The 13,582-nt window shown below is 45.6% G+C and carries 15 protein-coding genes; 8 read left to right on the top strand and 7 right to left on the bottom strand.

The features are described from left to right. Window positions 1-68: 68 nt before the first annotated feature. On the top strand, window positions 69-812 hold the full coding sequence (locus tag J8N69_RS01295; RefSeq protein ID WP_168825118.1) for a class I SAM-dependent DNA methyltransferase: 744 nt from the start codon (window positions 69-71) through the stop codon (window positions 810-812). A 546-nt stretch (window positions 813-1,358) separates the two neighbouring features. Here the strand turns inward: J8N69_RS01295 and cpxA are convergent. Continuing rightward, window positions 1,359-2,747 carry an envelope stress sensor histidine kinase CpxA gene (gene cpxA / locus J8N69_RS01300; protein WP_168825114.1) on the bottom strand — a complete coding sequence of 463 codons (1,389 nt, stop codon included), beginning with the start codon at window positions 2,745-2,747 and terminating at the stop codon, window positions 1,359-1,361. Beyond that, window positions 2,747-3,430, bottom strand: a complete 684-nt coding sequence (locus J8N69_RS01305; RefSeq protein WP_168825112.1) for a response regulator — start codon at window positions 3,428-3,430, stop codon at window positions 2,747-2,749. The genes cpxA and J8N69_RS01305 overlap by 1 nt, the downstream gene beginning before the upstream one ends. A gap of 228 nt (window positions 3,431-3,658) precedes the next feature. Here J8N69_RS01305 and J8N69_RS01310 point away from each other — a divergent pair, with 228 nt between their 5' ends. Next, window positions 3,659-4,165: a CpxP family protein gene (locus J8N69_RS01310; protein WP_168825110.1), complete on the top strand. Its 507-nt coding sequence runs from the start codon at window positions 3,659-3,661 to the stop codon at window positions 4,163-4,165. A 63-nt stretch (window positions 4,166-4,228) separates the two neighbouring features. Here the strand turns inward: J8N69_RS01310 and J8N69_RS01315 are convergent, their stop codons facing one another. Then, window positions 4,229-4,507 carry a hypothetical protein gene (locus tag J8N69_RS01315; RefSeq protein ID WP_211085001.1) on the bottom strand — a complete coding sequence of 93 codons (279 nt, stop codon included), beginning with the start codon at window positions 4,505-4,507 and terminating at the stop codon, window positions 4,229-4,231. Window positions 4,508-4,731: 224 nt separating this feature from the next. On the opposite strand from J8N69_RS01315, the gene J8N69_RS01320 reads away from it, so the two are divergent. After that, the gene (locus J8N69_RS01320; protein WP_168825108.1) at window positions 4,732-5,277 is read left to right on the top strand and encodes a hypothetical protein; all 546 of its coding nucleotides are present in this window, start codon (window positions 4,732-4,734) and stop codon (window positions 5,275-5,277) included. A 128-nt stretch (window positions 5,278-5,405) separates the two neighbouring features. Here the strand turns inward: J8N69_RS01320 and J8N69_RS01325 are convergent, their stop codons facing one another. Together J8N69_RS01325 and J8N69_RS01330 are read right to left on the bottom strand one after the other, a co-directional pair. After that, window positions 5,406-6,404: a branched-chain amino acid aminotransferase gene (locus J8N69_RS01325; RefSeq protein ID WP_168825106.1), complete on the bottom strand. Its 999-nt coding sequence runs from the start codon at window positions 6,402-6,404 to the stop codon at window positions 5,406-5,408. A gap of 291 nt (window positions 6,405-6,695) precedes the next feature. After that, window positions 6,696-7,577 carry a diguanylate cyclase domain-containing protein gene (locus tag J8N69_RS01330; RefSeq protein WP_168825104.1) on the bottom strand — a complete coding sequence of 294 codons (882 nt, stop codon included), beginning with the start codon at window positions 7,575-7,577 and terminating at the stop codon, window positions 6,696-6,698. A 275-nt stretch (window positions 7,578-7,852) separates the two neighbouring features. Between J8N69_RS01330 and J8N69_RS01335 the strand changes: the two genes are divergently transcribed. Further along, entirely contained in the window at window positions 7,853-8,611 is a 759-nt protein-coding gene (locus J8N69_RS01335; protein WP_168825102.1) for a sulfite exporter TauE/SafE family protein, read from the top strand. Window positions 8,612-8,645: 34 nt separating this feature from the next. Here the strand turns inward: J8N69_RS01335 and J8N69_RS01340 are convergent, their stop codons facing one another. Continuing rightward, window positions 8,646-9,542 carry a DMT family transporter gene (locus tag J8N69_RS01340; RefSeq protein WP_211085000.1) on the bottom strand — a complete coding sequence of 299 codons (897 nt, stop codon included), beginning with the start codon at window positions 9,540-9,542 and terminating at the stop codon, window positions 8,646-8,648. A gap of 194 nt (window positions 9,543-9,736) precedes the next feature. Here J8N69_RS01340 and J8N69_RS01345 point away from each other — a divergent pair, with 194 nt between their 5' ends. Both J8N69_RS01345 and J8N69_RS01350 read left to right on the top strand, forming a co-directional pair. Next, window positions 9,737-9,979 (top strand): type II toxin-antitoxin system Phd/YefM family antitoxin, encoded by a 243-nt coding sequence (locus J8N69_RS01345; RefSeq protein ID WP_168825098.1) that lies wholly within the window; start codon window positions 9,737-9,739, stop codon window positions 9,977-9,979. An 8-nt stretch (window positions 9,980-9,987) separates the two neighbouring features. After that, on the top strand, window positions 9,988-10,287 hold the full coding sequence (locus J8N69_RS01350; RefSeq protein WP_168825096.1) for a type II toxin-antitoxin system RelE/ParE family toxin: 300 nt from the start codon (window positions 9,988-9,990) through the stop codon (window positions 10,285-10,287). 138 nt (window positions 10,288-10,425) lie between these two features. Here the strand turns inward: J8N69_RS01350 and J8N69_RS01355 are convergent, their stop codons facing one another. Further along, window positions 10,426-11,319 carry a DMT family transporter gene (locus tag J8N69_RS01355; RefSeq protein WP_168825094.1) on the bottom strand — a complete coding sequence of 298 codons (894 nt, stop codon included), beginning with the start codon at window positions 11,317-11,319 and terminating at the stop codon, window positions 10,426-10,428. Between the two features lie 139 nt (window positions 11,320-11,458). On the opposite strand from J8N69_RS01355, the gene J8N69_RS01360 reads away from it, so the two are divergent. Both J8N69_RS01360 and J8N69_RS01365 read left to right on the top strand, forming a co-directional pair. After that, window positions 11,459-12,280: an HAD-IIB family hydrolase gene (locus J8N69_RS01360; protein WP_168825092.1), complete on the top strand. Its 822-nt coding sequence runs from the start codon at window positions 11,459-11,461 to the stop codon at window positions 12,278-12,280. Window positions 12,281-12,332: 52 nt separating this feature from the next. Continuing rightward, complete coding sequence (locus J8N69_RS01365; protein WP_168825090.1) at window positions 12,333-13,562, top strand: glycosyltransferase family protein; 1,230 nt, start codon at window positions 12,333-12,335, stop codon at window positions 13,560-13,562. The last annotated feature ends 20 nt before the right edge of the window (window positions 13,563-13,582 follow it).

Raw genomic sequence — 13,582 nt, forward strand, 5'->3', positions numbered from 1 at the left:
CAGTAGTCGCGCAACGATTTCTACTATATTATCCGCCCTCAAATTTTACCCCCTAAGTGAAAGTAACCATGTCTGACAACGCACTTTATACGGATTTATCTGGCTATTACGATTTACTCTGTGCAGACATAAGCTACCAAGCTCAAAGTCATGGCGTCCACAGGCTCAATCAGATTTTTGGCAATGGCGGGAAACAGCTATTAGACCTAGCCTGTGGAACGGGGCCACATATCCAGCACTTTTATGGCCAAGGTTACGAATGCACTGGGTTAGACATCAACCAGCCAATGCTAGATCTGGCTCAACAACGCTGCCCTGAGGCACACTTTCAATTGGGCAACATGTGCGCCTTTGAAGCACCACAAACCTACGATCTAATTACCTGTTTTTTGTATTCCATTCACTACAGCGGTGACCGCCAGAGCTTACAAAGCTGCATTCAAAGCGTGCACAAAGCACTCAAAACAGGCGGAGTTTTTTGCTTTAATTCGGTGGATAAAAACCACATAGACAATCGCTTATCTGCCAAACACAGTGTCGAACACGATGGCAGCGTCTTCTCCTTTGGTTCATCTTGGTACTATCATGGCGAAGGAGAAAAGCAAACACTAAAGCTCAGCATTGAAAAAACAGACGCCGAAAAAACCCAACGCTGGACAGACGAACACCCAATGGTCGCGCTCAGCTTTATCGCATTACAAACGCTATTAAGCCCTTATTTTGACGTGCATATTTTCGAACATGAATACGAGAAAATCGTTTCGTGGAACGCACTCTCAGGCAACGCTATTTTTCTGTGCGTAAAAAAGTGAGTATCTAAATTAATCGTCAAAACCGCGGTTAAATAAAAGCGTAAAGACTAGAGTGGGAGGCTAGCAGCTCGGGGTCGGTTCTACCATAGAACGATACTTCAAGATTAAACCAATAATTTCATGATCACTAACCGTCGAGGACAAAGACTCATTAACAGAGCGCCTTTGTGGCAGACGGATATTGAATTTGCTTTTCAGCACTTGGATGACTTGAGAGTCAGAATTGGGATCAAACGTTTGGTTCGTGAAAATCAAAATTCGTTGCAGTATAAAATCTTTAGCCATATTAATCATATCTTTCCTTTGATCGTTGAAACGCACAACCGTGCCTTTCTTTAAAATAGTTTTTTTAGTCATTTCTTTTTAGCAATAAGTTCAAACAGAACGTTCTTTTGTCAGCATTAAATACCAACAATAAAGTAAAAAAGGCGTGAGAAACGGGTTCTCAGCAAGTTTGCTAATGTGGGGGTGAGCGCTTGACTAAATGTACACTAAAAAGGATGTAGATGCAGTATGATCCGAATCAATCACTTTGTCTATAAAAGGCTATTTATCCTTCAACAAGGGTAAACTCACTTCCACTAGCAAGCCGCCTAACGCACTGTGCGATGCGCGAATGCTACCACTGTGCTGACGAATCGCACTTTCAGCAATGGCCAACCCAAGCCCTGTTCCGCCACTGTGACGATCACGAGCAGTAGACACCCGATAGAAAGGTCGGAAAATAGAATCTAACTCTTCTTCTGGCACCCCTTCACCATCATCTTCCACTAGGATGTGTAGCCTATTCGCCTTCACTTCCAGCCTTACTTGAATGGTATTTTTACTATAATAAATCGCGTTACGCACTATATTCTCTAACGCGCTCATTAACAGCTGTGGATGACAAATTACCTGCCGATCAGGGATGTCACTCACGCAAAGCGTTTTCCCTCTCTGCTCCGCTTCGAATTGGCTGTCCATCAACAACCCTTCCCACAGGCTAGAAAGCGGCTGCACCTCTCTGGTCAAATGGCTATCAACCTGCATACTGGATAGCTCTAGTAGCTTGCCGATCATTTGTTCCAAACGCTGCGCCTCAAGATCAATCCGCGCCAAATCAGGGCTGTCGCCTTGTTTTCTGATCGCCAATGCTTGAGCCATTCTTAAACGCGTTAACGGTGATCGAAGCTCATGGGAAATATCTGACAACAATCGCTGCTGTCGAGAAATCATCGAATTCACCGCTTCCACCATTTGATTAAAACTGGCGCCAGCTTGACGAAATTCCGAGGTGCCTCTTTCAAGGTCCGGGTCAATTTCAAAAATCCCTTGCGCTACCCGCTGAGCGGCTTTTTCTAAACGCCGAGCCGGTTGACTAAGCGCCCAAGCAAGCCACAACAACAACGGCGTACTCACCAACATAACCGCAAACAACAAACGAAACGGATGATCAAACAGCTGTAGCAAAAAATGTGGTGGCTCATCCCATTTCATCCCCACATAAAGATAAAAATCCCCTTGCGCAAGTTGAATCGGCACCGGCCCAGACAACATTGTTTTACCATAGAGCTTTTGTTGTGGCTGTAAAGGGTCGTCTATCGTAGTCACAAAATTACGTAACGCCCTCTGCATAAAGTCAGGCCGCCGATGAGAAGACAAAATATTGCCATCGCGATCGGTGATAAACAGCCTCTGCTTGTTGTCTTCAGCGCCTCGATGTGAACGCTCTTCAAGGCGCTCCAATATGTGGCTCAAATCCATCTGATGAGAAAATACGTGTTGGAGTCGGTCCCGCACTTGCAGCATTCGATCGTAGTCTGGCGGCGCAATGTCTCTGGTCTTACGTGGATCAAAATGCGGCAGAGCCAACACCACCAACACCACTAAAAACATAACAAACCAGAAAATAGCAAAAATCCGCCCATACAAACTGGTCATATTGGGTAAACGCATTACTCTCCCTCCACCAGCAAATAACCTCGGCCACGAAGGGTCTTGATTCTCGGCTTACCATTTGGCCAATCGGGTAGCTTTTTTCGTAAATTAGACACATGCATATCTATCGCACGATCAAACGCCGCCAAACGCTTACCCAATACATCAAGACTGAGAACTTCTTTGGTTAGCACTTGGCCTGGATAACGCAAAAAATAATGCAACAAAGCAAACTCTGTGCTGGTCAAATCCAAAAGCAGTCCATTGCAATAGGCTTCTAATCTGCCCGGATACAAGGTGATATCTCGATATTCAACGGCATCATTTTGTGGGGTTTTGTGCTGCTGAGTTCGGCGTAAAATGGCGCGAATTCGAGCTAACAACTCTCGCTCACTGAATGGTTTTGGCAAATAATCATCCGCCCCTAGCTCTAGGCCAACCACACGATCGATCTCGTCGCCTTTTGCGGTCAACATCAAGACAGGCACATCCCATTTGTCTCGCAACAATTTGAGCGTTTCAAAGCCGTTGAGCTTGGGCATCATCACATCCAATAACACCAAATCAACCTTGTCGTTCATCGCCTCTAGGCCAGCGGCGCCATCATAGGCCACAGCAACGGTGCAATTCTCAAAGGACAACACCTCTTTTAGCAAATCGCTCAGCTCAACATCATCGTCGATAATCAAAATATGCGGCATCAATATTTCCTACAAAACCATTCCAAAAGCCCAATAAACACCATGGCACTAGGGTCATTTTACGTCGAAAAGACACATTAAATGCCGCCTTTACCATTCTTTACCTTGTCGATACACCGCTTTACCTAGCAATCTCTATTCTATCTCTACACGTTCAACACGCCGTCATTGGCCATCAAATAATCAACCCAAGCAATACATTATTAAACCCTAGAAAAGGAAGAAAATATGAATATGACAAAAAGAATCCTCTTAGCCGCCGTTGTTTTACCATTAACCTTGGGAACAGCCAGTGCATTCGCCTTCGGAGGAAAAGACCACAGAGGGTCACATGAAGAATGCAGACCCGGACTCGATCGCGGCATAATGAAAGAGCTGGATTTAACCGACAGTCAAAAAGAACAATTCAAACAGCACCGCCAAGCCAATCAAGAAGCAATGAAAAAACGCTTTAAAGACAACGCTCAACAAAACGACAAAACACACCAAGCTCGCTTCAATGCTATGAACGACTTACTGCTTGCCGAGACATTCGACTCAGCAAAAGCCACAGCGCTGGTACAAAAAATGTCCGACAAACAAACAGAGCGCCACGTGAATATGCTTAACAAGCAACACGACATGCTGAGTATCCTAACGCCAGAGCAAAAAACAAAATTCACCGAGTTACAAAAAGCACGCATGAATAAATGCGCTGACAGCATGCCTTCTCATAAAGGCAAAGATCGCCGCTAACTGCAAAACGCTCCCTTCAAAAAGACGGCCAATCAGTCGTCTTTTACTTTTTCAGAGCAACCCTTAACGGCGTTTCCAAATTCTGGCTACCGCTCGATCACTGCCCAAGAAACCCACAATCTCACACACCAAGCCAGTCAACAAAAATAACATGATAGGGATAACACCAGCGGCTTCACCCGTTGCTAATGTCATCATCATAGAAATACTCGCAATGACGAAACACAACCCGCCCAACACAATTAAGATCGTTCGATATGACGACTTATAATCGTAATCGCCCTCGCCCGACTCAAACATTTTCAATACCGGAGAACACAACTTTCTCATGCCTTCTTTCATATCAATTGACCTTTATCCTGTAAATTCATCGTGTAAATTTATATTAAGCGCTAAAGAAGAATGGCTTTTATATCATTAAGTTAAGCCAAAAGACGACGTTTCCAAGAAAAAACCACCCCTTCTGGCTAAACTTTGAGCGATTGCCGCCGATCGCATAGAGACAGGAAAACACTCAAATTCGTTTTTTAAACGGATTTTCTCTTATTGGATAAACGGAGAATAAAATGAAAAAAATACTATTTTCAAGCTTAGTGGCCAGCGCATTCACCCTTTCAATGACAGCACAAGCTGACACATTTACCTACCTAGATTACGGCTTTGGCAGCATCGATCCTGATTATACTGTTTCAGACGATGATTATTCTTCTCTTTCTGGTGCCTTTGAAACTTCCAGCGGGCCTTTTATCGCCTTCGAATCAACCGAATATGGCAGCACAGATGTCATGGCCATCGGCGCTGGCGCTTACACGCCGGTTGGCAGCCAAGCGAGCTTATTCGGAGTCTTACAATATGTGAAAGTGGATTTGGGCAGAACCGACGAGACAGGCTTTAGAGTATCACTCGGGTTAAGAAGCACCCTATCAGACCGCGTCGAATTAGAAGGCAAGGTAAAATACGATGATGTTTTTGCAGAAACTGACACCAGCTTTGCTGCAGCCCTTAGATACTATGTAAGCAAAAACTTCTCCATCGCCGCCAATTACGACACGGCAGAACTGGCTGGCAACGACCAAAACGCCATGTTTGCGTCACTCAGGTTGAGCTTTTAAATTGCCCACGCCACAAGTCATACCATGACTAGACAGCACCATTACAAACCGTAACTGCAGACAACAAAAAACGGGCTAACGTATACCGGTTAGCCCGTTTTTTTTACAGCTGAAACAGCGTTAACGCTCTAGCAAACTTTCGTCAGCCAGTTATATTTGTCTTCTGCTTTGCCCCATTGAATATCGTTCAATGCTTGGCGCAATTTATAAGCAATTGGACCTGGTTCACCAGAGCCTACCTTGTACTCTTTGTCATTATGAATAAAGGTACCAACCGATGTCAGCACTGCGGCCGTGCCAGATAAAACCGCCTCTACCTCAGGTTTCGCTGAGCGTTCTAACAATTCAGCTACCGTCAAATCACGCTCAGTCACTGTCATGCCTAAATCCGTCGCCAGTGTCAAAATAGACGAACGCGTCACGCCATGTAAAAAAGTCGAATCCAAACCTTTGGTGATGATTTCATTACCATCAATCAGCAGAAAATTCGCGGCGCCCGTTTCTTGAACATCGCCATTGGGGCAAAACAAAATCTGATCCGCTTGCACTTCTTGTTTGGCCTTAGAAATTGGCCCTAGAGCACTCGCATAGTTACCGCCACTCTTAATCATGCCCATGTGTGGCGCACAACGCATGCCCGTTTCATCTAACAAAAGACGCAAGGCTTTCGCACCGCCAGTAAAGTAATCTCCAACAGGAGACAACAAAATGTACAACATAGATGAAAGAGCAGGCGCGGCCGCCTTACCTACGGCGGCTTCGGTACCAATATGTGTCGGACGAACATACAAAGACCCAGGTGGCTCTGGCACCTCAGTCGCAAACTCAGCCACCGCATCTAAAATCATTTGCGAAACCTGAGCTTCATCAACATTGGGTAAAGACAATAAACGGCTACTTTGCGCTAAACGCTTAACATTTTGGTCCATGCGAAACACATGCACACTGCCATCGGCGTGGCGGAAGGCTTTTAATCCCTCAAAGCAAGTGCTTGAATAATGTAAAACATGCGCCCCAGGGTGCAATTGAATACTATCCGAAGCCACAAGACTTGCGTCACTCCATTGACCATTATCAAATGTTGCCAATACCATTTTAGGCATAAACACGCTACCAAAAGCCGCCATTATTGTTTCCTATATTGTTAAATGATTACGAGCAACAAACACTCACTATGTCAGCCACTAGACTGACACAAGCTGCATTCACGACTCAATTGCATGATAGTAAAACGGAAAACCGAATGAAGAAAGTAAATCATAAATCACAGCGTAAATAGAAGAGGTATTATCAAGAATTTAACGCATGAGAAAACGACAAAATGTACTGCAGTACACAAAACCCGCTTGGCTACGCCATCAAACTTGGCATAATCCAATTTAGCACAATCCAATTTAACACAATCAAACTTAACGCACTCATACGGCGCTGGCTACCGCCACTTTGTTACCGCCTTTATTTTTTGCTAAATACATAGCTTGGTCAGCGGACTGCATCAAGTCTAATGCCTCACAACCATTCTCTGGATAAAAGGCAATGCCAATGCTAGAAGACACATGTAATAAGGCCCCGTCGACGTCAAATGCGCCAGCCAAGTTGGCACAAATTTTATCCGCCACCTTGGCGGCGCTTTCCAAGTCTCTGGTTCCATTTAAAATCACTAAAAACTCATCACCACCTAAACGTCCCACGGTGTCCGATTTACGCACACAGGCTCCGAGCCGAAGCGCTATTTTTTGCAATAATTTATCGCCAACAGCATGACCGTGGTAATCATTGATGTGTTTGAAACCATCAATATCAATAAATAAAACAGACAAGCCCGTCATCTCACGCTCAGCTAAAGTCAATGCAATCTGTAAACGATCTAACAACAAGGTGCGATTTGGCAAATCGGTCAAATCGTCATGACCAGCCGCATAGAGCAATTTCGCCTCCATGCTTTTGCGCTCGGTAATATCATGGGCGACAGCAATGCGTACTTGATGCTCTTCTGACCACCTCGCAGACCACAACACATAAACTACCTTGCCATCTTTTCGAACCCAACGGTTTTCAAAACGAGGAGACAACACCCCCGCCAGCAAATGCTCAACGACGTCTAAGGTTTTCCCTCTGTCTTCTGGGTACACCAAATCCACCATCGGCTTACCAATTACCTCGTGCGGGGCATAACCAAACATGTGCTCAAACGCGGCACTGACAAAAACGAAATAACCAAAACGATCAACAACGCAAACCGCGTCTAACATCAACTCCATGACATCTTCGAGACTAACCGACAGCTCATTATTTTTCATAACACAACGCACCTAGATATAATAAAAGCCGTACCATTAATGGATTGTAGAAGACAATTTACTAAAGTGCCGTCAAGATAAGCATTAATTATCTATGGTGTTTGTATGAAAAATCTAGGTAAATTACATATTGTAACGAGATTAACGACAGTCATACCGCAATAACCCTGAAACACCCACACCTATCCACTCAAAACCGCCTTGAGGGCTGGCTCACGCTTTTGCCGTTGGGTTAAAGTAGAACCTACATTGATCGTTTTATAAGAGAAATATTGATGGAATTTATTGTCTACACGCTATCTGAGCTTGTATTTATATCGCTCATCATTACGGCTTTTTTCACCTCCATGCTAACCGCCAGTCTAGGCGCTGGCGGAGGGATACTCATGCTGGGGGTGATCGCTCAGGTTATGCCACCACAACTTGTCATCCCAATCCATGGCATTATCCAACTTGGCTCTAACGCAGGAAGAGCCTCGATGAGCTGGCGGTCAATCGATTGGAACGTTATTGTGGCTTTCTTACCGGGCGCGGTTATTGGCTCTGCCATCGGACTATTAGTATTAATCACGCTATCGACTGCCATGATGTACCTGCTTATCTCAGGGTTTATTCTCTTTTTATGTTGGGGTCCTAAACTTCCTAAAATCGCCTTAGGGAAAATTGGCATAAGCTTTGCCAGCTTAACCACAACCTTTCTGACGCTTTTTGTCGGTGCCACTGGCCCCTTAGTCGGCGCCTTTATTAAACGAATACACGCAGATAAACAGAAAACCATCGCCACATTTGCCGCCATAATGACACTTCAACACAGCTGTAAAATTGCCGTCTTTGGCTATACTGGCTTCAATATCACACCCTGGATCCCGTTACTAATCTGCATGATACTCAGCGGAGCGCTCGGCACTTGGGTTGGATTACGTCTATCCAAAAAAATACCCGATAAACACTTCCACCTCATGTTTAATATTTTACTGTCACTACTCGCACTGCGGTTAATTTGGCAAGCCATTGGTCTACTCTCTCAAGAGTGATAATCGGTCGGCTCAAGAGTGATAATCGGTCGGCTTAGCGGCGCCTTACAATTTGCAAAATCAAACTAACAAAAATAAACAAGGCTCCTAGCCAGCCGAGCGCTGAAAAACGTTCCCCAACAACGAACACAGCAAGCACTAACGCTACAACAGGTTCAAGCAAGGTAATCAAGGTCGCTTTACTGGCTTCAACATACCGCAAACCATAACCAAAGCAGAGATACCCCAAGAACATCGGCACCACCGCCATATAAATGGCTACGCTGGCATTCAACTGGCTCGCAAACAAGTTATCGCCCGTCACACTCAAAGAAGGCAAGAGTACGATTGCCGCCAAGCCAAACATAATCGACATAGCCGATTTCGAATGCATGCCTTGTCCAATCATGCTTTTAGCAACCCAAGAATACGTTGCATAAGTCAAACCCGCCATCAAGCCTAAACCAACCCCACCCAACAGCATCAACTGATCAACATAAACACTCGAATCCGACTGCTTGCCCAACATGAGAAACAACATACCCACAGAGGCAATGATAAAGCTAACCACCCAGACAACAGAGACTCTTTTTTGGCTAATAAAAAACTCCAGCATCACCGCAAAAAGCGGCGCACTCGCCAGTGAAATAACCGTACCAATCGCCACCCCCGACAAGCGCATGGAACTATAAAAAGCAAGCGGATAAAGCGCCACAGCCAATCCGCCTATCATCAAACTCTTTATATTTGGCAGCACCAGCGCCTTGTCTTTCAGCAAACGCCGCCAAGCCGTTAACACCAACAAAACACCTGCCGTTCCCATTGCAAAAGCACCAATGGCTAAAGGACTGATGGCCGGCGCAAAACTCGCCACCGTACCAGTCGTCGCCCATAAAAAACTCGCCAACGCGATAGCGGCAATGCCTCTAAAATACCCAACTTTCTGACTCATAGTGCTATTGTCCCGCATTGGATCTGATCTCCTTATTTAAATCTCTCGCTCCCACGCTCCTGCGTGGAAATGCATACCAGCCTACCATTCCCTTAAAGCAGTTTGTTAGCTTACATTTCGCACGATTTAATCGTATTGACTATTTCGTTCGACAAGCTATACTCTGATAAGATTTCAAACTGTGGAGACTAACCATGCACACATTGACAGCAAATGACGCTAAACGAAATTTTGGTGAGCTACTTTTAAATGCTCAACGTCAGCCAATTAAGATCAGCAAAAACAGTAAAGATGCTGTTGTCGTTATGTCTATACATGACTATGAAGAACTTGAGATGATGAAAGCTGAATACCTCAAACACTGCTTCATCGCGGCCAAAGATGACTTAGCAAAAGGTAACATCGTTGATGGTAAAGACTTTTTGAATGAGCTGTAACAAACAATATGCACCATAACCAATATAAACTGAGTAATGTAGCTCAAGCTCATTTACGCAAAGTGAAAAATTATACCATCAACAACTTTTCTGAATGGCAGTGGCAACGCTACAAAGAAACACTACTCTCTGGCTTTCAAATGCTCGCCGACAACCCAGCTTTAGGACAAGGCTGCCATGAAATATACCGTAACGGGTTTTACTTTCCGATTGGGAAACATACTGCTTACTTTACAAAAGAAGATGGTTTCATCCTGATCGTAGCTGTATTGGGACAATCGCAATTACCGCAAAATCACCTGAAATAACTTAAAGAACTAGGCGGCACTTTCGGTGATAAGTCTCTCTCGTTCCCACGCTCCTGCGTGGAAATGCATACCTGACCTACCAAATTTTAAACAGAAACCCTGTCGATTATGACGCATTCAAATAAAAACGCACCAAAACTAGGCGTTTTTGTGTGTTCGGTTTCTGGCAAAGATCACCAGTAACACGCCGCCTAAGACGCTTAATGTGGCGATGGCAAGGTGTAAGCTGATGGATTCATTGGCGAATATCACGCCGCCTAGGGTGGCGATAATAGGCACTAAGAGTTGTAAGACAGCGGCGGTGGAAGCACTAAGATAAGGCAAGACGGCGTACCAGATAGCGTAGCCGAGTCCTGAGGTAATGGCTCCTGAGGTGATCGCTAACATAACCCCTTCAAACTGGGCGTTCGGTGATGGCTCGGTATTGAGGTAAATCACCAGCAAAGCGACAAACAACATGGGGAGAGTTCGAACAAAGTTTGACGTGGTGGCAAATAACGGCTTAGTTGATACCTTGCCTCGCCATGTGTACAAGCCCCACGCGACGCCGGCTAGCGTCATTAAGACAAAGCCTAATAAAGAAGGCGACGACAAGGTTGGCAGCACTAGGTAGACGAAGCCGGCAAAGGCGATTGCCAGCCCCAGCCATTCCAACCAAACCAGCTTCTGCCCTGCCCAGACAGCGAATAGGATCAAGGTCAGCTGCACGGCGCCAAAGAGTATCAAGGCGCCCATTCCCGTCGCTAAGGTAACATAGGCATAGGAAAAACCTAAGGCGTAAATAAACAGCGCAAAGGCCGATAGCCAGCTGCCTTCCAACCATGCGGTGTTTACATCACGGCGCTGTTGTTTTAGAAATTGAAACGCACAAAGCAACACCAAGGTAACGGCACCGCTGAGCAAGCGCCAGCTGGTGAATTGCGCCGGGTCGATAAGGCCACCGTTAAGCGCCAAACGGCACAAGACCGAGTTTGCCGCGAAGGCCAACAAAGCAAGACTCACAAAGACACATAACCGTAGCAAACTTGTCATCAATTTGTTCCACAGCCTAGTTAACCTTAGACCTGTACCTTATCAAAGAAAGCGCCACTGTTACGCACTGGCACCAGATTTGCAAGCCTATGATTAACGTCCATCAGTGGTATTTTGCTGGACCCAAGAAGGAATCGATATGACACCGCTTTTAATTTTCACCGATTTAGATGGCACTTTACTCGACCATCACACCTACTGTTTTCAACCTGCGCTAGCGGCTATGAGGTCTTTAAAGACCTTTTCCATTCCTTGTGTCATCAATACCAGCAAGACTTTTGTCGAGCTTATCGAGCTTAGAAAGGCGCTTCATCACCAAGATCCTTTTATCGTGGAAAACGGTTCTGCGGTGTATATCCCGAAACATTCCGCCCTCACGTTAGACGAAACATTAGAAGACTGTGGCGATTATTGGCGTAAGTCATTTGGCCCAAAACGCGACGAGTTAATCGAGCTGACCAATGACAAACAAGAGCAATACTCCTTTAAACGCTTTATCGACATGACGTGGCAAGAGTTGGTTTCCCTTACCGGATTAAGTGAAACCAATGCCAAACAAGCCCTGCAGCGGGAATTTACCGAGCCTATGGTGTGGATGGACTCTAACCTTGCGTTAAGTGTCTTCCGCGATGATCTGGCCAAGTTTGGCGTACAGGTACAAAAAGGCGGGCGTTTTGCGCATTTAATGGGCGAGCACTGCGATAAAGCAAACGCCATGTTATGGCTCAAAGCCGTATACGAGCAACAAAGCGACGAAGCGATCACCACCATGGCGTTAGGCGATGGGGAAAACGACGTAGGCATGCTGAGCAAAGCCGACATTCCGGTGGTGATTCGGTCCCCTGTTCATGCGCCACCAGAAATCCCCAACCGTTGTGACGCTTGGTTGAGCGACGCTTATGGCCCCGAAGGCTGGGCGCAAGCCATCAACAGAGTATTAATCCAACAAGGTATTTTGTAACCACAGCAAGAGAAGAAAACACCAACAACGATAAGAATATTAGGAGAAACATATGGGCGACTTTCATCAGAACGGCATCATCACCACACTTCACAACTTGGCACACCGCCCGCTAGAAGAAATGGAACAAGAGCTGTGCGAGTTCGCTAAAACGCGGCCCATGTCGCTTATCCTGCCTTGTTTGTATTCCGAGCTGGAAACAGACGCCATGCCGAATATTCTCAAGCATTTGCAGCAAGTGCCTTACTTATCTGAAATCGTCATCGGGTTAGACCGAGCCACGGAAGAACAATACCGCCACGCGCTGGCGTTTTTCAGTGTATTGCCACAAAACGTTAAAGTACTTTGGAATGATGGCCCACGTTTACGAGAAATCGACAGCCTGTTAAAAGGCGAACATCTTTCCCCTTCGGACCCAGGAAAAGGCCGCAATGTCTGGTTTTGCATGGGGTATAACCTAGCCGCAGGCAAAGCCGAATCCATTGCCATGCACGATTGTGACATTGTCACCTATGACCGAGAGCTGCTCGCGCGGTTGATTTACCCGGTGGCCAACCCAAATTTTAACTACGAATTCTGCAAAGGCTTTTACGCCCGCGCCGCCAATGGCAAGATGAATGGCCGCGTCAGCCGCTTATTGGTCACGCCTTTATTGTGTTCCCTTAAAAAAGTCTTTGGGCATTTGGATTATTTGGATTACCTAGACAGCTACCGTTATCCATTAGCTGGCGAATTTTCCTTTCGCCGCGATGTGATGACAGATTTGCGCATTCCGAGTGATTGGGGATTGGAGATTGGCGTACTGAGTGAAATGTACCGTAACTACTCGACCAACCGTTTGTGTCAGGTCGACATTGCCGACATCTACGATCACAAACATCAAGATTTATCGGCCGATAACGACGATGGCGGTTTGTCTAAAATGTCCATCGACATCACCAAGGCGATTTTCAGAAAGCTCGCCACCAATGGCACTATTTTCAACCAAGAAACCTTCCGCACCATCAAAGCCACCTACTACCGTGTCGCGCTGGATTTCATTGAAACCTACAAAAACGACGCCGAAATCAATGGTCTCAAATTAGACGTACATGCCGAAGAGCAAGCCGTTGAATTATTCGCCAGCAATATCATGAAAGCAGGCAATCAATATTTAGAAAACCCAATGGAAACGCCTTTTATTCCTAGTTGGAACCGAGTTGTCAGTGCTTTTCCTGGCGTGATGAATCAACTGGCTCAAGCCGTCGAATTGGATATGGCCCAATATGGTCCTAAAAAATAGTGGCCCTAAAAATAATGGCT

The sequence above is a fragment of the Marinomonas profundi genome (genome assembly GCF_020694005.1).
Taxonomy (GTDB): domain Bacteria; phylum Pseudomonadota; class Gammaproteobacteria; order Pseudomonadales; family Marinomonadaceae; genus Marinomonas; species Marinomonas profundi.